An 18,679-nucleotide genomic window follows, 5' to 3' on the forward strand; every position below is an offset into this window, starting at 1 on the left:
TATTACAACAGCGACATAATTAACGCGCCAACAATCATAAACAGGTTTTCAGAGAGCGATACAAATCCCAGCGGGACATTACTGTCACCGCCTACACAGGCACATTTTAGTTCACGCTTATCAACATAAACCGCTTTAAAAACGGATATAGCACCAACCGTTCCGATGAACAAAGAGAATGGTGCAACAGCGAGAGCGGGCAACTGCGCGACCATTCCAATTCCTGCGTAAGCCTCGATAAATGGATAGATGTAGCCATAGCGCAACCACTTCATCGCCAATAGGTCATAGGTGATAAATGAGTTAGTAAAGCTATACAAATCCTGAAGCTTTTGTACCGCGAGCAGTGTCATGGAAAAGGCAATAAACAGCATAAGGGTTCTTATCGAGATGAAATCGCCTGAAACAGCGAACTGAAATGCCAGAGACAGCAGGGCAGCCACAGAAAAAATAGCAACAACCGGCGTGTAGGTTGTCCCTGTCTGACCTGCCTCGCCCTTATCGAAATGCTCCCGAAGCTCGTCATATCCCCCAACACGTTCATTATTAATAAACGTTTGAGGTGTAGTCTCGACGCCATGTTTCTCTTTAAATTTATCGGTTTCTTTACGAGAGGTAAGGTGGTGATCTTCTACTGAGAAGCCCTCACGCTCCAGCAAATCTTTCGATCTTAATCCGTAAGGGCATATATGTTCGTCAGTTACCATGCGATACAGGATTGCTGTCTTACTCATTTTGCTCTCCTTTACTCAGTTTACCCTGAAATTCTGGGAGCGGACGTTGCTCGGCCTCGGCCTGAGACGTTACTTTCCCATTTTCAGAAATATCTTTAATCAGCCATTCCATTTCTTTAATTTCTTTTCGTTGCGCTTTGATGATTCCGTCCGCCAGTTCACGCACACGCACATCCTTTAATTTCGAGCGCTCACTGGTAAGAATGGCGATGGAATGGTGAGGGATCATCGCTTTCATGTAAGCAGTATCAGAAACTGTACTTTGGGAACGAACAAGGTAGAGACAAACGGCGAAGAGTACTGCTGCCAGCAAGAAAATCGCGACGTTAAGCTTTTTGTTATTGTACATACCAAGCATAAACGCCAGCATGACGATTGCCATGCCCGCCCCCATATACAGCGCCATATAGGTTCTCGTTTCACTGAACCATACATGGGAGACTGCGTAAGTGTTCAGATACATCATAATGAACATCGCAATCGTTGATGTAATGATCATCGCAGCAAATTTTGAGTATTTCATCTGTAATCCTTACTTAAGAAGAAACTAATTTGTGTAATATCCTCTCACCTTAAGACAAAAAGGGAGCGAATGTAGGATAGTTCAAAATCCGTACCATCGAAGGGAATGTTATGATTACAGCAATAATTATTAGTGCGCTAACTCTTTTAGTGAGTGTGGCTTTGCACGTTTTTAATATATCGGTAGTTGCCGATAGCGCTATCAGGAAACTGGACAAAGTTTGGATAAAAACACAGGTCGTGGTTTTTATTGCCATCTGCAGCCAGCTTCTACTCGCGATCATTTTTGCACTGGCCTATGAAATTGGACTTGGTCTTGAGTTAGGAGGCTTTAAGCAGCCAGCTACGACGGTCGATATTTTTTATTTTTCGTTGACGACGATTACTACACTGGGCCTCGGAAGTATTGAGCCGACTGGACATTTACGAATGCTTGCAGGAGTCGAATCAGCTACAGGATTTCTCTTAATAAGCTGTTCGGCATCGAAAGTGTTCAGGCTCATGTAGCAACTGTAATTTATTTCAATTCAACATAGAGCAACTTACCCGACCAGCACAGACATAAGCTCGACTCGCTTTTCACTGGGACAACCAACACCAATGGAATTTACAAAACTCCATAGGTGTTAACTGGTTTAATGAGCGGTGTGGTCGACAGTGATTGTAGTCTTCACGCCATTGCTCAATTCGTTGGCGAGCCTCCGCCAAATTGCGGAACCAGTGCTGGTTCAGACACTCATTCCTCAGTTTACCGTTATAACTTTCTATAAACGCATTTTCCGTAGGCTTTCCCGGCCGGATATATCTAACGTCCAGATTATGTTGCTGTGACCAGGCTAAAAATGCCCGGCTGGTTAACTCACTGCCATGGCAGATCAGTTGTTCGGGTAACCCGCGCGCTTCTCTGATCCGTTCAAACAGGCGAATAATACGCTCACTGCTTAAGCTGTTATCGACTTCTACGGCAATGGCCTCGCGAGTATACTCATCAACCAGATTAAACACGAGGAACTGGTTGCCGTTGAACAACGCATCGTGTACGAAGTCCATGGACCAGCGCTGCATCGGTTTCGTCGCCCGTTCAAAGGGGACTTCGCGCTGAGGGCCAACCCGACTTCGCCTTTTACGGCGTGGGATCTGAAGTCCCAGTTCTGCGTAAAGGTGCTCGACGCGCTTGTGGTTAACTGCCCCAAATTCGCGCCGAATAAGGACCGTTAGGCGTGGACTGCCGAAGCGCAGACGCTGCTTCGCCAGCGCACACAGACGCTCGCTGATGGCCTGATTGAAGCTACTGGGCTTAGTCTGATAGCGCCACGTCATACGGTTCAATCCGGCTAAATGGCATGCCCGGCGTTCGCTAATCTGAGTATAGGTAAGCATATGAGCCACTGCCTGGCGACGATGCGCGCGACTCAGTGATAGTTTCCCGCGAGGGCTGCCTTCAGTGCCTGAATATCCAGTTCTTTTTCACCAAGCAACTGCTTAAGCTTACGGTTTTCCTCTTCCATCAGCTTGAGTCGCTTGATATCACCTGATTCCATACCACTGTATTTGGACTGCCAGCGATAAAACGTCTGCTCACTGATCCCATACTGACGACAGATATCAGCGACTTTCATACCCGACTCTTTGGTTTTCAGGATCTTGACGATCTGTGTCTCGTTGTATTTTGACTTTTGCATTGTCGTTTCCTCTTTCTTTCAGTTTAGAGAAAACTCACATCATCGGTGGATTAAATTAGTGGGGAAACGTCACAGGGTCTATATGATCACGACTAGGACTGATCGTCAAATCGATCCATTATTTAACTGCTTAATAACTGTTCACGATCTCGCCCTGGGGGAAAGGTCAGTTAAACTATTTCTTTTTATGACTTTTCCCCGGTGGAACGGGATGGCAGCTCCACGGTTTATGTTTCGCATTTTCCCTAATATTTTCGTCAACGAATTGGTAGTAGCCTTCTTTCATCTTTGTCCAAAAATCATCAGAAATGTCTGCACCGTGTGCACGAATGATTGTCTCAATGCGATCTAAATTGCAGTGGGTCGCGTCATAGCCGATATGCAAAGTGTTTTTGGCTTCTTCAAATGAAACGGCATCAATACCAAAGGTCCCATCAATTTCAGCAACAATTGCTAATAAATTACCGTCGGTAATGCCGGTTAACTTCAAATGCCGTACCACTAAATTAGCCTCAGAAACGCCCACTCTGTGATCTAAATCGCTCATACTTTTCTCCTATAAATTAATTTCCTACACAGTTATGTCAGTCACGTCTCTAATTACTTAAAACGCTATTGGCATTAACCACTTGCTGCATTAACGATCGTAAAACTGTCATTCTTTGTTCTATTAACAACAAATGTTCATCTATCGAGTTCCCCATCACAACAATGTCGCTTGCTGATATGCCGCTTTCGATAAGAACAAGACTTCTTTGCAGGCCTTTTCTATATGTCTCTTTTAATCGTATCTTTTGTTCAGTATTAGATTCACTTTGGATCCTCTTCTCAATACTCGTTAAGTAGGTATCCATCATCTTCATATGCTCAACAATCAACGTTTGCCTCTCAGAAACGTCATTGATCCGTTGGATGCGTTGCATTAATGCATCCATGACGCGCTCGTTACTGCGTAACATCTCATCGGCACTCATGGATGTCTGAGCACTCGTAAAGGTAGCGGATAAAACGCCTGCGACAAACAATATTGAAACTAATGCTTTCTTCATTTTGAAATCCTTACACGGGGCTTGAAACGTTTGAATTGAGAAATCGTGGGAACCAACCTGGCGTGGCTTGCTTATATTGCCTATAGGTATCACCAAACTCAGTTTCGGCGTGCTGCTCTTCGCGTTTGGCCAGTCGAACATAGACAACAATGAGAATGGGAAACATGAGCAAAGTGGGTAGTGTTGGCCATTGCAGTAAAAAGCCAAACATGATCACAATGAAGGCAACATATTGGGGATGCCGACAACGTGCGTACCAACCGCTGGTCGCTAATCTGCTCGTTTTTTGCGCGTGATGCAGGACATTCCACGAAGCAGATAAAACAAAGAATCCTAAAACGATGAGAACATTACTCAAGATGTGCAGTACATCCCAATGCGCATCGCCAGATAACCCCAACAGTGTATGCCACAAGTGACCATTTTCGTGACTTAAAAAATCTACGCCTGGGTAACTTTCGGCTAACCAACCGGACAAAAAATAGATGGTAAGCGGGAAACCATACATTTCAGTAAATAACGCCACGATAAAAGCGGAAAATACGCCTAAGCTTCGCCAGTCTGTTTTTGACTTCGGCTTGACGAAACTAAACGCAAAAAAGATAAATATTGCGGAGTTAATGATGACTAACGTCCAAAGCCCATAATCTGATTCACCGTGCATTGTCGCTCTCCGTTTTACGTCTTTCCTTGCGTGCCTGCTCTAACCCTTCGATATAACCTTGTCTGTATTGATCATTGTCTTCGGTTTGCTCTTTAAATGTTTGCTCGTCGTTAGTATGTGTCTCATGCCCTTTACCATGACTTCCGTGCATAAAGATATGCATCACTGGGCATAGCAGCAGGATCAAGTATGGTAAATAAGGGAAAACATGTTCACCATGCTCGACAAACAAGAAATAGCTTGCCGCCGCTATAAGTCCGATGGCGGACCAACCACTGGGGGTGCGCCAAAAAGGTAATTTTTGTTTATTCACAATACACCTCGCTTTTGTGTCTTTTAAGTTTTCAGAAAACGGTAAATCACTTGATCACCAAAGTGCCACGGTACATTTGCATCTGACAATGAAACGGATAGCGACCTGCCTTTTTGGGGGGAATAGTGACCATCACACGCTTGTTAAGCACTAATGTTTCACTGATCTCCAACTCGGGTATTAGTAGTGTTTCCGCACAGGGGGTCGCATCTTCTCTGTAGAACATCAGTTGTACAGACTCATTCGCGGGCACTGTGATATTGGCAGGTTGATATACGCCATCTTTCACGCGGACTTCGATGCTGCCGTCTCGTACTTCAGTTGACTTTGTTTGGTAAAGCCAAAACCACCATACAATAAGCCCAATCACGACTAACCCTATCAAATTAATCCACATCATCTTTAGGTTCTCCTAGTGCTCTTTAGCTTTGAATAAACGTAATCGATTCGCGTTGGTCACTACCGTTAACGACGAGAATGCCATCGCTGCACCGGCAATTACTGGGCTTAGTAGTAAGCCTAAAAATGGATAAAAAACACCTGCAGCAAATGGGATCCCCGCGACGTTATAGATAAATGCTCCGAAGAGATTCTGCTTTATGTTTCTCAGCGTTGCCTTACTCACTGCAATCGCATCCGCTAACCCATGTAAGGAGCCTCGCATCAACGTGATATCTGCACTTTCTATTGCGACATCAGTGCCTGTTCCGATAGCAAATCCGACGTTGGCATGGGCTAAGGCGGGCGCATCATTGATCCCATCGCCGGTCATTCCGACGATTTCACCCTCACGTTGAAGTTCGAGCACTTTGTTTGCTTTATCTTCTGGCATCACTTCAGCAACGTAATCAACAATCCCCGCTTTTCGAGCAACGGCTTTTGCAGTCATACGATTGTCCCCCGTCAACATCACCACACGTATTCCGTTGTGCTGTAGGCGGTTAATCGCATCTATTGAGTCTGATTTTATGGGATCGGCAACAGCAATGACGGCAACTAATTTTGAATCAATCGCGAAATACATTGGGGTTTTAGCCTCTGCGGCCAGCCTCTGCGCTTTATCAACGTAATGATGAAGTTCTATTGATTTTTCTTTCATCAATTTTTCATTGCCAAATAGCAAACGCTGAGAATTCAGTGTTGCCGCTACGCCCTTCCCTGCAATGGACTCAAAATCAGTCACCGAGTGGATCGGCACACCTTGCTCTTTCGCTGATTCAACGATCGCCATTGCGAGTGGGTGTTCGGAACCCGACTCCAGGCTTGCAGCTAACGAAAGCACGTCATCTTGATTGTGAGCTGACGCAATAACAACGTCGGTAACTTTAGGCGCCCCCTCTGTTATGGTGCCGGTCTTATCTAATACCATTGTGGTAATTTTCGAAGCAGATTGCAGCGCTTCACCGTTGCGGATAAGTACGCCTGCTTCAGCCGCCTTGCCAACCCCGACCATGACCGACATCGGCGTGGCTAAACCTAATGCGCAAGGACATGCAATAATCAGTACCGTGGTTGCTGACACGATTGCGAAGGCAACCTCGGGAGCCGGACCAAAATTGAGCCACGCTAGTGCGCTCATTACGGCAATGATCATAACAACCGGCACGAAATAGGCAGAAATAACATCTGCCAATCGACCAATAGGTGGTTTTGAATTTTGTGCACGTTTTACCATGTTGATGATCTGAGCTAGCGCGGTGTCTTTTCCCACGCGTTCTGCCCGAAAGACGATAGAGCCTGATTTGTTGATGGTACCGGCCACAACCTCATCGTCTTTTCGCTTCTCAATTGGCATAGGCTCACCCGTTAGCATTGATTCATCAATACTGGTTTGGCCCTCGACGACTACACCATCTACAGAAATGCGTTCTCCGGGTCGAACTCGGATAAGATCATTGAGCAAAACATCTTCAATAGGAATATCAATATCATCGCCATCTCGAATGACACGTGCAGTCTTGGCTTGCAAGCCTATCAGCCTTTTAATGGCCTCTGAGGTTTTACCGCGTGCTTTGATCTCAAGGGCCAGGCCCAAATTAATTAGGCCGATGATCATGGCGGTTGCCTCAAAATAAACATGTCGTGCCATTTCAGGGACATACCCCGGAAAGAACACAACTGTCATCGAGTACAACCAGGCGGTTCCTGTACCCAAGGCTATCAAAGTATCCATATTGGCCGAATGATTTTTAAACGAATTCCATGCACCCACATAAAAATGACGACCAGAGAACACCATGACACCTAATGTCATGAGCCCAATAATCAACCATACAATTCGCTCCGTGGTCGTGTTGACGCTCATTTCCCCGGTTACCAAACCATAGATCATGAGCGGTACTCCAAGCGACAATGCAATGACCATATGTCGCATTAGCTTTTTATAATATGCCCAATCCGCTTGCTCTTTTTCTTCAATGGCAGCCTCATCAGAATCGGCATTTGCCAGCGTTGCGTTATACCCAGCTTCTTCTACCGCACGAACCAGTTCGCTTGGCGAGGCATTACTATTGATAAGCACTGTACGCTGTGCAAAGTTCATTTCTGCGCTGGTGACGCCTGCGACTTGTTTTAAGGCTGTTTCAATTTTAGTGACGCAACTGGCACAACTCGCCCCTTGAATATTAAGTTGTATCTCGCCTGCATCGGAAGACACCTGTCTGGTCTGCGTTTTAGTGTCAACCGCTTCGTTCGCGGTTGATGTTTTATCGCCGCCACTACAACACCCATGTGCTTTCGCACTGTCTGTTTTAGAATTCATAAACCACTCCCTATTTAAACCTTGTTATGACTTAAGCGCTGTGAAACCTTCAATTAAATGGCATATCGTATCGGCCGTTGGAGGTTGATCGGGTTTGTTTTGCCACTCTGAAGTGGCTAAGCGCATGCGCTCTCTAAGTTCATGCATGTCCTGATACCGCTGTTCAGTCTCTTTCAACCTCTTTTCAATAAGACGCCTTACCGTTGGACACGGCGCATTGGTTTGTGGAGATGTAACTAGGATCTCTTTAATATCATTGACCGAAAAACCTAGTGACCGAGCACTTAAAATGAATCGTAGTCGCGTCACATCCGCTGGCCGATAATACTTGTATCCATTGTGGGATCTATTTGGGACCAAAAGTCCAATGCGCGTATAATAGCGTACGGTATCAACGCTAATATCTAGTGCATCTGCTATTTGTTTTACCCGCATTTTAAACCCCCTTCTTTATCAACATAGTTGTGCTGCTACAACACGCCTTTAATCCTATGTTTTACTCTCACCTTCATACGATAAACCTGTGAGCCGCTCACAGGTCAACACCTAAACCTTCAACAGATCCGTGGAAGTGGCTCATCTTCAAGTTCACTCATGAAGCGTCGCCCTCCCATTGGCGTAATAATCGACACGCGGCCCTTTAAGTCTGTATTTTTTGATATAACACCAATATGTTGGGCATTTTCACCGTTTTTTATACCCCGCCAATGAGTGAGTACTTCGCTGCTAATATCGGGACTGACAATTGCAATAACGCGTCCCTCACAAGCCAAAACGAAAGGATCAAAGCCTAGAATGTCACACACGCTTGCGACCTCTGGACGCACCGGAATGTTATTTTCAATTAGCTCGATATTGAAACCCGTTTCAGTTGCCACGTCATGGAGTAACACTGATAGTCCTCCACGCGTTGGGTCTCGGACAAAACGAACGCCTTCTAAGTCTCTGATTGCATTGACTAACGGGAAAACGCTGGCACAGTCGGACTTTAATTGGCCATGCAACCCATAGTCCTCACGCGCCAGTAATACGCAAGCACCGTGATCGCCAACAGAGCCACTGACAAGTACATGATCGCCCGGCCTTATAAGACTCGTATCCCAAATTGGTGTTTCTTGGCTGTCACCCACACCCGTTGTATTGATATAAACGCCACCACCGAATCCCTTTGGAACGACTTTAGTATCTCCCGTTATTATGGACACATTGGTTTCTACAGCAGCTTGATGCATTTTATGGACAACCTCCTTGAGAGCCGTCATCGAAAAGCCTTCTTCAATAATGAATGCAGTACTGATATACCGAGGGGTCGCGCCAACGACAGCCAGATCATTCACGGTACCGTAAATACTTAATGCCCCCACATTGCCACCTGGAAATGTGTAAGGTGAGACAACGAAGCTATCGGTTGTCATACTCAGAAAGGGACCGGCGAAGGTTACCGAAGCCGCGTCGTGTAACAGATCTAGTTCTTTATTGGCAGTATTTTTAAACACATCATTAATAAGTTTTTTGGTCAATATTCCACCATTGCCTTGCGCTAACCGAATAGTATCGGTGTCCAACGGTTCTGATGATGCTCGATTATTACGCTCTATGCCTTTCGTGATGATCTCCTTGAGCAATATTCGTGAATTTGCCCGACACTTATTGCTGCATCGTTTAAAGGTAAACTGCTTGGAATAACAACAGGAATGTCTGATTGTGCAAAACGTTCAGCTAGGCCATCGCATAAAATGCGGTTTTGGAAGACGCCTCCGGCCAAACCAATATGTTTGAAATCATACTTTTTGCGACAACGCTGGGTTAACTCCCACGCAGTTTCAATGAGTGATGCGTGAAAATTTGCGACGCGAACTGCTGGCGAACATGTTTTTGCGGATTGCATTAGCCTCTGTCCTCTATTAACTGTGCGGTGCTGGTATCGACCAGCCAATCACAAAGGATAAGGAAACAACAATCGCGGAAATACCAAGCAATTGAAGCGATTTGAAGCGTTGTTCTTTGGGGCGCAGTAGTACTAGCTTGAATGCGATGAGTGTTTGTATAAGGTAATAAAGTGCAAATCCCTTTGACGCGAGATTAATGATTTCAAATACGTTGGATGACCAAACTAATATGCCGGCAATCGCGATGACAAGAACATAATAAAACTGAGGAGATATAGATAAATGGAAGAGCTCTTTTAGCAAACCACCGCCACCTATGGTATCGGCTAATGCGGCACTTAACTGGCTTGCCGTCGCGGCCACAAGTAATAATATCGGCAATACCCAAATGGCTTGACCCAGGGTATAGCTAATGGTTGTTTCATTCAGTTCGGTTATCGGAAAATCGAGAAAAATGGGACAGGTTAAACCAATAAAAACAACGTAAAGGAAAATGGCAATCCACTGGGCATATCGTCCCGCTTTAATACGCTGCTCTGCATTATAGCTATTGCCCATAAAACGCGTGGTTTCGAACCCTTGTGTCACCATGAGCATACCGGCAAGCATGCTAAGGGTTTCAAAATGGCTGAGGGATTGTATCGCCTCATGTTTAAACCACGCACTTTTTACTTGTATATCGTAAGTTGCTAGTGCTGTTAGTACACCAATAATAATCGCCAACTTAATTGTGACTGCGAATAACTCGATGGTTTCCAATCCTCTTGCACCACGAAGCCAAGCGACCAACATAATGATGACAAGCAGCCCACTGGTAAACAATTTGATGAGCGTTGTATCGTCAATAGCAAAGCGGTCAAAGACAAACGCGGCAAACAAGCTAATGTAAAACGCCACAGAAATTGCGTATGCAGCACCGAGGGCCCATTGACTGGCTTTCTCAAGCGTTGCGATACTGCCGTGTGAATTGCGAGCAAGCTCAGGCTCTGCATGACGTATATTGAAGCGAATGACTGAACCCAACAAATATGCCAGAGTCGACAATAAAATAATGCCCAGTAGCGCCCATTTACCCATTACCGAATGCAGCAGTGGTGCAATGATCAAAAAGCCACTGCCAATAATTGAAGCCAGCGGTGTTACTGTCGCTCGCCATTGGACAGATTGTCGTAGGCGAGGCAGAAACAATACTATTGCTACCAACAGTGAGGTTGCCAGCGCAATGGAATTTGTGATCACAGTTTCTCCCCCTTAATGATGCTTGTACCAGCCGGCACGCTTAATATCGTTCCAGGAAGTCGATTGATGACAGGCATAACACGCCTCCACTTTGGCTTTTGGCTCGCCAGCGACTTTGGCGGAAATCATTTTAAAATGTTGCATGTAGTGACTGGGCGGCGCTTCATGACATTGATTGCAATCACGAGATTGACTCGAGGGGTGAATAAACGTCGGCAGTGACCACTTGTCTGTACTGTGGCATTGCACGCAATCCTCTCCGAACAACGTAAAGTGGCGATCATCGTTGCTGTGGCACTGTGAACAATTCAATAATGCTTCTTTATCACTGACGTCGGGATGCACAAATAGGGGATCAGCCGTTTGCTTATTCGCTAGAACATTTTCTAAAAAAGCCATCGTGGCTGCGCCTTCGTCAAACGGCACGTTTGGGTTGGGGAGCATATTGAACCCAATATCGACCAATGCAATATGGTTCATCAGTGAAATCTTAGCATCTTCACCTTGATGCTCAGTATGACAACTAGCACATTCTGTTATGTCGGCGTGAAACGCAGTAGGTTGACGCGCGACGATATGCGTATCATTTGCATGACAGGCCACACACTTGTCGCGCTCAACGCCTTCTACTGGCGTGTGACAACTCAAGCAGTCATCCGCCAAAAACGCATGCGCTTTGCTCAGTGAACCAGGCTCTACCATTTGTTCCCATGGAATTTTTGAAAGATCCTCTGGTGTGTGAAAAAAATGGCTAACACCAAAGCCCGCTGCGACTAAGCCCAGAATGACTATTATCCACTTGATCATAACCAGCGTAGTCCAAAGTAAACTTCACTGAAAATGTGAAAGAACAATACGCCATAGAGCGTTATCGAAATCACGATATGAAATTTCAACCAACGAGCAAACCAAGTTTTCGCAGTGTCGTGAATCAGAATGCTGTATTCAACATCAGAAATGGCATCGATAATAGATAGAACCTTACTCTCTTGTCGAAACAGCTTACTTTGCGCTGAAGTAGGTACACTTAAAGCAATGTATGGAATATGTCTCGCTGATGTTTGGGCGAAAGTCGAATATCTTACGTCGCAGACCGCGTCTTTTAGAGATTGTTTGGCGCTTGAAAGTGCACCTTGGAGTTCGGTCACTTGACGCTTTTTCTCTTTCACATTTGAGGAAATAAGTCCTAGTACATACCGACCAACAAATCCACTGATCACAACGACCATCATAAAGATGATGATGGAGACTCCAGTAGCACTATCAAAACGATGGGCGCTATGGATGAGTGCAAGAATAGGTCCCAATACTCCAGCATAAATATGAATGCGCAGTAGCGTAGGCATGGCTATTTGCTTGGTCACGACTTTCTTAAGTGCTTTGTTGCGTTTAATGATCATGTAAAGCAACGGAATAAACATCAATACCAGCGCAGTCAAACCAACGACAAATCCAGCAAAGCTGCCAGGGAATGCTGGGTCACGGTGCCACACAAACCCTAGCCAAAGTAAGATCATTAAGACCACCAAGCTGCCTACAATGGTTCGTTCTTGACTATTCACTATGCTTCCACCTCCACATCAGTTTTAGGGATGGCTTGACAGGCTAAAATATAACCACTGACCCTATCTTCTGCCTCCAACCCATCATCAACCTCCATATCAACATCGCCGCGCAGTAATTTCACTTTGCAACTGCCGCAAGAGCCTGCCCGGCACGAATTCTCAATATCAACATCAAGTCCATCAGCAACGTCCAATACGGTTTCATCTGTGCCGGCTTGTGCCTGTGCATTTGATAAACTAAATCGCACTTGGCGCGTATTGTTTACAGGCGTGTTTGGGGCGACCTCCGTTTTAGTGGCCGTTTTCTTCGGACTCGCACCACCGAAAGCTTCTGTTTTAATATTCGCTTCAGGCATACCCAATTCAGATAAAATATCCTTGGTTGCATCCATCATTGCCGGCGGCCCACAAATGTGTGCTGTTTTTAATGCTATGTCCGGCACGAATTCATTTATCAATGCCGATGAAAAACGCCCCTGAGGTCCCATCCAAGATGTGCCATCCGCCTGTGTCATACTGACGAGTACTTTCAACCTTGGGTGACGTGCTTGTAGATATTTTAATTCCTGTTCAAAAATAAAATCGTTAGACGTTCGCGTACAAAACAGAAAATAAATGTCACCGTCCCAGCACGTCGTGGTTAAATAACGTACCGCGCTCATCATGGGCGTGATCCCAACCCCCCCTGAAATCAATACAACACTACTTGCATCTTGACCATTGAAGTAAAACTTGCCGCCAGGCGCTTTAATTGAAAGCGTATCTCCCACATTTACGACGTCATGCATATGACGAGAAACAACACCGAATTCCTCGCGTTTGATGGTGACTTCAAAGTAATACTGCTCAGTGGGTGATGATGCGATGGTGTAAGACCGCTTCACCGGTTTTTCAACACCATCAATCGTGAGCGTAAAAGTCACAAATTGTCCAGGTTCAAAACTAAATGGGATGACTTGACCATCGGCGCTGGCAAGTCGAAACGTTTTAACATCATGGGTCTCATGAAAAATACCGGTGACTTGCATACTGCCACTATAGACACCTTTACGCGGTGACATAGTCGTAGAAGGTAATACATGCGCTGTAGCGGGTATTAAAACAGCGTCAGTCCCTACAGGTGCGTTAGTAGGTATCTCGTTAGGTGATGTTTGCTTAGTGGGCGCAGAAGCGCTTGCGGTCTCAGTGGACCTAAGCTCTTCTAGCAATGCGGCAGCTCTGCGCATTTTAAATCCATAAACATACACCATGACGACAGTGAAGATCAGCAGAACAAGCATCACTGCAGTATGAAACGGCGTCATGCCAAATAGTGTTGAGGAATCATTCACTGGTGAACTGGGTAGCAAATTCATTTGCGATTTAAACCAGGTTAATGCCACTCTTCTGGGATCTTGCCCATCTTGTATTGCCCGTTTTGCCGCAAGACCACTATCAAAATGCGCGATCCCTTCTTTAACGGTCTCAACAGCTACTTGCATTTGGGTATAGTCATCAACGGCTGCGGCACGGGCGAGCGATTCAAACCCGGTAGTCAGTTGTTCACTTCCTTGTTGCATACGCGCCGACGCTTTGCCTAAGATACTATCTCTTTGTTCCGGCGTGGTTGATTGCATCCGCATTAAAGTTGGATAGAGATCTTTAGGTTTAGGCGCTCCCATTTTCTCCATCATTTTATCCATGCCTTTTGCCATACCTGGCCCCATCATTGCGTTGGCATTGCCCGGCTGACCTTTAACTTGGTTGGCTAAAGGCGGAGAATCTGTGCTTGCCGCAACAATCGGCCCATTCGCTGCCTCAGGATGATGACTGGCATGCTCACTATCCTCAGTCTGTTGCTGTGCGTGCGCATTTATAATCACGAAAAAAAGAACGACGTTTAGAATGACACAATAGCGGTGAATGATTGATGCGCGTTTACTCCCCCTAGTCATGACGCATCCTTTTGTTCAGCCGCCCATAGCGCATTTATTTTCGCAATCTGCGGGGGTGTTAATACTGAGACGGCTTTCCCCACCGAAGCAATAAACTGTAGGCGTAGGGTGCTGTTTATGGCCTCTATTTCACTAATGGTGTCTTTAATATTGTCGTATTGAGGCAATCCTTGGGCTGTCAATTCCCACAATAATGCCTCTAATGCACTACGCTGCTGCGCAAGGCTTTTTTGGGAAGACTCCCACTCAGATTGAATCGATAACAACGTTTGATACTGCGTATCTGTTAGTTCTAATGTTGTTGTGTGGTTTAAGAAAAAGGCTTGTTCACCAAGGTGGTAAATATGAGGTGCACTACTCGCACCTGGCAAGCTTATCGTTGATGAAGGTTTGGATATCTCCGGTGTATTTTGTTCAGGAGGCATACCCATCATCGAACTATTTTTCATCATCATCTTACACATCATCCCCATGCAAGACTTTCCGTTCATTGTCATCTTCTTTTTCCCTTTTCCCATGCCCATCTTCATCTTGCTCGTCGCTTTAGGGGGCGTAGATGATTCGTTGAGTTGAGGGCTGGCATCGCTTTGTTTAACGCCGATATTGCTTTTTGATCGCGCTGCCAGTGAGTTGTCTAATGAGCGCAAAGCTGATTGGATCTTTGCAAAGTCAGCCGGTGCTAACTCGGGCGCAGTGTCTGAAGATTGTGTTTCTTGAGATTTTTCTTTCGAACTAGTTTGTTGTGTTATCGCTGAACACGCGGTTGTGAATAAGACACTAGATAATACCAGACTCACAATAGCCGCTAAACGGTAGGTTTGGTGACACTCTCTAATCTTCACAACGGCATGCTCCTATTCAAAAATATCGATTAAAACCCACGATCAAACTCAACCATGTCATAACGTGCAAGTTCGCCATCAAGTACAGTAGCCTCTGCAAAATGCTCATCCTTCGTCTTACCTAATCGAATTTTGCCCACAAATTCGCGCGAGTAGCCGTCTTCCCCTTCAGAAATTGCTGTCGCATCAAAATCGGTGCGATAAACATTAAAGACTTGATGTTCTTTGAGACCATCGGTGTCAGAGACACACACAACTACTTGTTTATCATCGACGGTAACAACCTGCCCACTCATGATGTAGTCATGGTATATCTGGCTTGCACAGCCCCCTAGTAGCCCAACAGACAAGATTGCAATTGATAAAAGCTTGATTAATTTGTTCATGTAAAACTCCCGCGATTATTAAAAGAAAAGAGGCAGTCGCTTTTCCTGCCTCATAACGCATTGATTAGTTCTTTTTATGCTTGTGTATTGGCTTCGCTTTTTCAGCCGTATGTCCCATCATTTGCCCCATCATGTCTTCCATCATGGCCATACGCTGTTCCATCATTTTCATTTTGTCATCAGTCGACATATCACTGTGTTTATGCTTCATGCCCATGCCGCCTTTCATTCCTTTTCCATCTTTCATTCCCATCGAATCTTTGCCTTCCATCATGCCCATCATGTCTTGCATCTTTTGGGCATGCTCATGCAACATGGCTTCGCGCTTTTCAGGATCAGATTCACTTTTTACTTCATCTAAAACTGCTTGCATTTCTTCCATATGTGTTTGCATTTTCTTCATCATCTGACTGTCCATCATCGGCATGTCAGATTTATCAGTGTGTTGATGCGCGTAAGAAGTCGCAATTGGCGCAGCGACAAGGGCGCTGGCCAGTAATAATGACGTTAATGTTTTCATAATTTTTCCTTTAATTGTGCTCACATGAGCGGTTTAGGTTTGAAATAGACGACTTGTCACCTTAATTCTATGTCTTAGACTCAGGTCAAGGTGCTATTTGGGCGATAAAAATTCGGCCAAAACCTCAAGCTCTTCATCTGTTATAGGCATTTGTGGCATTGCAGATTAGTGCTATCGTAATTTTTTGCACCCGATTTATCCTTTGCTTTTGATGAAATCCATCCTATAAATCACACGATAAATGTAATTGATTTAGATCAATCCTTCACGACAATCGGATTACAGAATCATTACATTTCCGTAATCAAATCATCGATTTATTTATCCTTGGTTCAAAATTATCTATGCTCAAGCTGCGTCAACAGGTCTCCTCATAGCTACTTTGCAGCGGCATATGCTGAATACCAGATGCAATTTTTAATTGGGTGAGCGGATAATAAGAAATGACGAAACACAAAATTGCGGTAATTACCGGTGCAGGATCAGGGATTGGATTAGCATTGACTAATGAATTCTTATCAAGGGATCCAAATATGCTTGTTGTTGCACTGTGTCGTGATAGCTCAGAACTAGGAGCGTTCAATGAAAAATTTGAACCCCGCCTCATCATAGAACACGTTGATTTTAATAACGAAGCGGCAACGATTGAAATTCAAGAAACGCTTAGCCAATACGAACAGATTGATTACTTAGTGCATTGTGCAGGTATTGTCACACCGCTTAAACCTATTCAATCAATAGGCTACAAAGAATGGCGCACGGCACAAAGAATCAACTGCGATATCCCCTTTTTGATAACACAACTGTGCCTGGATAAGTTTAAACATAGCCGCGTACTGTATTTGACAAGCGAGCAACCCGTTAGTGCAGTGAAAGGCGCATCAGCATACTGTGTGAGTAAAACGGCTTTAAATATGGTGTGTAGTTGTTTTAGACAAGAAGTTAATGAAGATGTAGCTGTTTTTGCCACCGCAGCTCCCGGAAATGTTGATACAGCGATGCAAAAAAAAATCCGGCAAGTGCCAAGCGATGTACTGCCGATGTCGGCCTTTTTAAGAGGCTTACATGAAGAGAACAAGCTACTACCGCCGCGCCTTGTTGCACAATACCTTTGGCAATTGTTAAATCGTATAGACCCAAAGACATTTAGCAGAACAAATTGGGATTTATTGCAAAGCATTGACGAAGCGCCGCTCAACCCAATTGATACCAATAAAACTATTTCAACGAAGCCAACTGAATCTGACTTACTGTCGTTGCGAAACAAGTTAAGCGGCAGTGTCTGGGACGTTGGAAGTACAGGCTATTCAGCGCGGCGTCATGTTTTTAATCGAGCCATTTCACATTTTCCATATGCGATAGTCGTGCCTGAGTCAGACGTCGATATCATTAATACAATTGACTATGCCAATCGCCTTAATTTACAAATATCAGTTAAAGGCGGCGGCCATGGGGTAACGGGTGCGGCCGTTATTGACGGTGGCATTGTCCTTGATATGTCTGCCTTTCAAAGTATAGAACTTTGCGCAGTTGGTCAGTCAGTAAGAGTGGGCGCGGGTGTGAAAAATCATAATTTGGATCTGTTCTTATCGAAATATAAGAAAGTGATCCCATTAGGCACCTGCCCGGATGTCGGTGTTGTAGGAGCAACGTTAGGCGGCGGGATCGGTTTTTTGTCACGCAAACATGGGTTAAGTTGCGACAATGTCTTGGCGTTTAATCTGATCACAGCAGATGGTCAGCAAAGAGTTATAAACACTTTGGAACACTCTGATCTTTTTTGGGCACTACGCGGCAGTGGCGGCTCTCAATTTGGCGTTATCACCCACATAACATTTAGGCTGCACCCGGCTCCAGCTTATGTTCAAGGAGGTATCATTGAATGGCCAATTCAAAAGGCAAAGCCTATTTTAAAGCAATACAGCGATGCTGTACTGCAGGGGCCGAGAACGCAATTCTTATATGCATACATCGCTCGTTCAGCGTTACAAAATGCAAAAATATCAATTATGGGGTTTAGTGAAGACCCTGACTCCAACCTAAATAACATAGCAAAATGGGAAACGGATGCCGATATCTCTGTTACGCATAAACAATACATAGAGTGCCAGTCAAATGAATATGAACAAGGGCACGCACTTTATTGGCGCAATGGGATCATTGAAGGTGAACTTACGGAACAGTTTATTGATGCGCTTTTGCAATGCTATCAGTCTTGCCCAGACAACGCAGCGGGCATTATGCTCGATCCGTTATGTGGCGCGATCCAGGATATCGAGACCCATGAAACCGCATTTATTCATCGCGATGCCTCATTTGTATGTAGCATCACGGGTGTGACTCTGCCCGATCAAGACAATACCAAGGTTATAGACTGGGTTAATCAAACCTATGAACGATTATCCCCATTTTTTAATGGCCATGCCTACCAAAATTATGACATGGGCAACGACTGTCCATTGACCAGTTATTTCGGTCACCATGTAGAGCGTTTGATTGCTTTAAAAAAGAAATACGACCCTCAACTTAGGTTTGCAGGCTCTTTGCAGCGGGATTTACAATAAACCGTTAAGCTGGTG

General features: G+C 45.0%; 22 protein-coding genes. 2 read left to right on the forward strand and 20 right to left on the reverse strand.

Features of this window, described 5'->3' with window-relative positions:
* Positions 1 to 2 precede the first annotated feature (2 nt).
* On the reverse strand, positions 3 to 734 hold the full coding sequence (locus HHX48_RS15630; RefSeq protein ID WP_139758065.1) for a MauE/DoxX family redox-associated membrane protein: 732 nt from the start codon (positions 732 to 734) through the stop codon (positions 3 to 5).
* Complete coding sequence (locus tag HHX48_RS15635; protein ID WP_117316818.1) at positions 727 to 1,257, reverse strand: DUF305 domain-containing protein; 531 nt, start codon at positions 1,255 to 1,257, stop codon at positions 727 to 729. Before HHX48_RS15635 ends, HHX48_RS15630 begins: the two co-directional genes overlap by 8 nt.
* Positions 1,258 to 1,367: 110 nt before the next feature.
* Between HHX48_RS15635 and HHX48_RS15640 the strand changes: the two genes are divergently transcribed.
* Entirely contained in the window at positions 1,368 to 1,763 is a 396-nt protein-coding gene (locus HHX48_RS15640; protein WP_117316821.1) for an ion channel, read from the forward strand.
* A gap of 72 nt (positions 1,764 to 1,835) precedes the next feature.
* Here the strand turns inward: HHX48_RS15640 and HHX48_RS15645 are convergent, their stop codons facing one another.
* The 18 genes from HHX48_RS15645 to HHX48_RS15730 form a co-directional block, all read right to left on the reverse strand.
* Positions 1,836 to 2,645 (reverse strand): IS3 family transposase, encoded by an 810-nt coding sequence (locus HHX48_RS15645; RefSeq protein ID WP_269750732.1) that lies wholly within the window; start codon positions 2,643 to 2,645, stop codon positions 1,836 to 1,838.
* A 23-nt stretch (positions 2,646 to 2,668) separates the two neighbouring features.
* On the reverse strand, positions 2,669 to 2,938 hold the full coding sequence (locus HHX48_RS15650; protein WP_117316825.1) for a transposase: 270 nt from the start codon (positions 2,936 to 2,938) through the stop codon (positions 2,669 to 2,671).
* A 175-nt stretch (positions 2,939 to 3,113) separates the two neighbouring features.
* The gene (locus HHX48_RS15655; protein ID WP_139758063.1) at positions 3,114 to 3,485 is read right to left on the reverse strand and encodes a cation transporter; all 372 of its coding nucleotides are present in this window, start codon (positions 3,483 to 3,485) and stop codon (positions 3,114 to 3,116) included.
* A 49-nt stretch (positions 3,486 to 3,534) separates the two neighbouring features.
* A complete protein-coding gene (locus HHX48_RS15660; protein ID WP_044447461.1) occupies positions 3,535 to 3,987 on the reverse strand; it encodes a hypothetical protein in 453 nt (150 codons plus the stop codon).
* Between the two features lie 10 nt (positions 3,988 to 3,997).
* The gene (locus HHX48_RS15665) at positions 3,998 to 4,651 is read right to left on the reverse strand and encodes a methyltransferase family protein (protein WP_139758062.1); all 654 of its coding nucleotides are present in this window, start codon (positions 4,649 to 4,651) and stop codon (positions 3,998 to 4,000) included.
* On the reverse strand, positions 4,641 to 4,964 hold the full coding sequence (locus HHX48_RS15670) for a DUF2933 domain-containing protein (protein ID WP_013755268.1): 324 nt from the start codon (positions 4,962 to 4,964) through the stop codon (positions 4,641 to 4,643). Before HHX48_RS15670 ends, HHX48_RS15665 begins: the two co-directional genes overlap by 11 nt.
* Before the next feature lie 46 nt (positions 4,965 to 5,010).
* Complete coding sequence (locus HHX48_RS15675) at positions 5,011 to 5,364, reverse strand: cupredoxin domain-containing protein (RefSeq protein ID WP_044447459.1); 354 nt, start codon at positions 5,362 to 5,364, stop codon at positions 5,011 to 5,013.
* Positions 5,365 to 5,376: 12 nt separating this feature from the next.
* Complete coding sequence (locus HHX48_RS15680; protein ID WP_176582454.1) at positions 5,377 to 7,725, reverse strand: heavy metal translocating P-type ATPase; 2,349 nt, start codon at positions 7,723 to 7,725, stop codon at positions 5,377 to 5,379.
* A 24-nt stretch (positions 7,726 to 7,749) separates the two neighbouring features.
* Positions 7,750 to 8,160: a MerR family transcriptional regulator gene (locus HHX48_RS15685; RefSeq protein ID WP_117316834.1), complete on the reverse strand. Its 411-nt coding sequence runs from the start codon at positions 8,158 to 8,160 to the stop codon at positions 7,750 to 7,752.
* A 119-nt stretch (positions 8,161 to 8,279) separates the two neighbouring features.
* A complete protein-coding gene (gene hypE, locus HHX48_RS15690) occupies positions 8,280 to 9,350 on the reverse strand; it encodes a hydrogenase expression/formation protein HypE (RefSeq protein WP_223858465.1) in 1,071 nt (356 codons plus the stop codon).
* Positions 9,320 to 9,613, reverse strand: coding sequence for a Kae1-like domain-containing protein (locus tag HHX48_RS15695; protein WP_223858474.1), 294 nt, complete (start codon positions 9,611 to 9,613; stop codon positions 9,320 to 9,322). The genes hypE and HHX48_RS15695 overlap by 31 nt, the downstream gene beginning before the upstream one ends.
* 16 nt (positions 9,614 to 9,629) lie before the next feature.
* A complete protein-coding gene (locus HHX48_RS15700; protein ID WP_117316836.1) occupies positions 9,630 to 10,853 on the reverse strand; it encodes a hypothetical protein in 1,224 nt (407 codons plus the stop codon).
* Positions 10,854 to 10,865: 12 nt separating this feature from the next.
* A complete protein-coding gene (locus HHX48_RS15705) occupies positions 10,866 to 11,660 on the reverse strand; it encodes a multiheme c-type cytochrome (protein WP_013755284.1) in 795 nt (264 codons plus the stop codon).
* A complete protein-coding gene (locus HHX48_RS15710) occupies positions 11,657 to 12,415 on the reverse strand; it encodes a hypothetical protein (RefSeq protein ID WP_013755285.1) in 759 nt (252 codons plus the stop codon). The genes HHX48_RS15705 and HHX48_RS15710 overlap by 4 nt, the downstream gene beginning before the upstream one ends.
* Positions 12,415 to 14,352 carry a 2Fe-2S iron-sulfur cluster-binding protein gene (locus HHX48_RS15715; protein WP_139758061.1) on the reverse strand — a complete coding sequence of 646 codons (1,938 nt, stop codon included), beginning with the start codon at positions 14,350 to 14,352 and terminating at the stop codon, positions 12,415 to 12,417. The genes HHX48_RS15710 and HHX48_RS15715 overlap by 1 nt, the downstream gene beginning before the upstream one ends.
* Positions 14,349 to 15,194, reverse strand: coding sequence for a hypothetical protein (locus tag HHX48_RS15720; protein WP_117316838.1), 846 nt, complete (start codon positions 15,192 to 15,194; stop codon positions 14,349 to 14,351). The genes HHX48_RS15715 and HHX48_RS15720 overlap by 4 nt, the downstream gene beginning before the upstream one ends.
* 29 nt (positions 15,195 to 15,223) lie before the next feature.
* Positions 15,224 to 15,580, reverse strand: coding sequence for a hypothetical protein (locus HHX48_RS15725; protein ID WP_139758060.1), 357 nt, complete (start codon positions 15,578 to 15,580; stop codon positions 15,224 to 15,226).
* Between the two features lie 64 nt (positions 15,581 to 15,644).
* Positions 15,645 to 16,100: a hypothetical protein gene (locus HHX48_RS15730; RefSeq protein ID WP_139758059.1), complete on the reverse strand. Its 456-nt coding sequence runs from the start codon at positions 16,098 to 16,100 to the stop codon at positions 15,645 to 15,647.
* 443 nt (positions 16,101 to 16,543) lie between these two features.
* Between HHX48_RS15730 and HHX48_RS15735 the strand changes: the two genes are divergently transcribed.
* Positions 16,544 to 18,664 carry an SDR family NAD(P)-dependent oxidoreductase gene (locus HHX48_RS15735; RefSeq protein WP_117316843.1) on the forward strand — a complete coding sequence of 707 codons (2,121 nt, stop codon included), beginning with the start codon at positions 16,544 to 16,546 and terminating at the stop codon, positions 18,662 to 18,664.
* Positions 18,665 to 18,679: the final 15 nt, after the last annotated feature.

The organism is Salinimonas profundi, from assembly GCF_014750655.1.
In the GTDB taxonomy this organism is placed as follows: domain Bacteria; phylum Pseudomonadota; class Gammaproteobacteria; order Enterobacterales; family Alteromonadaceae; genus Alteromonas; species Alteromonas profundi_A.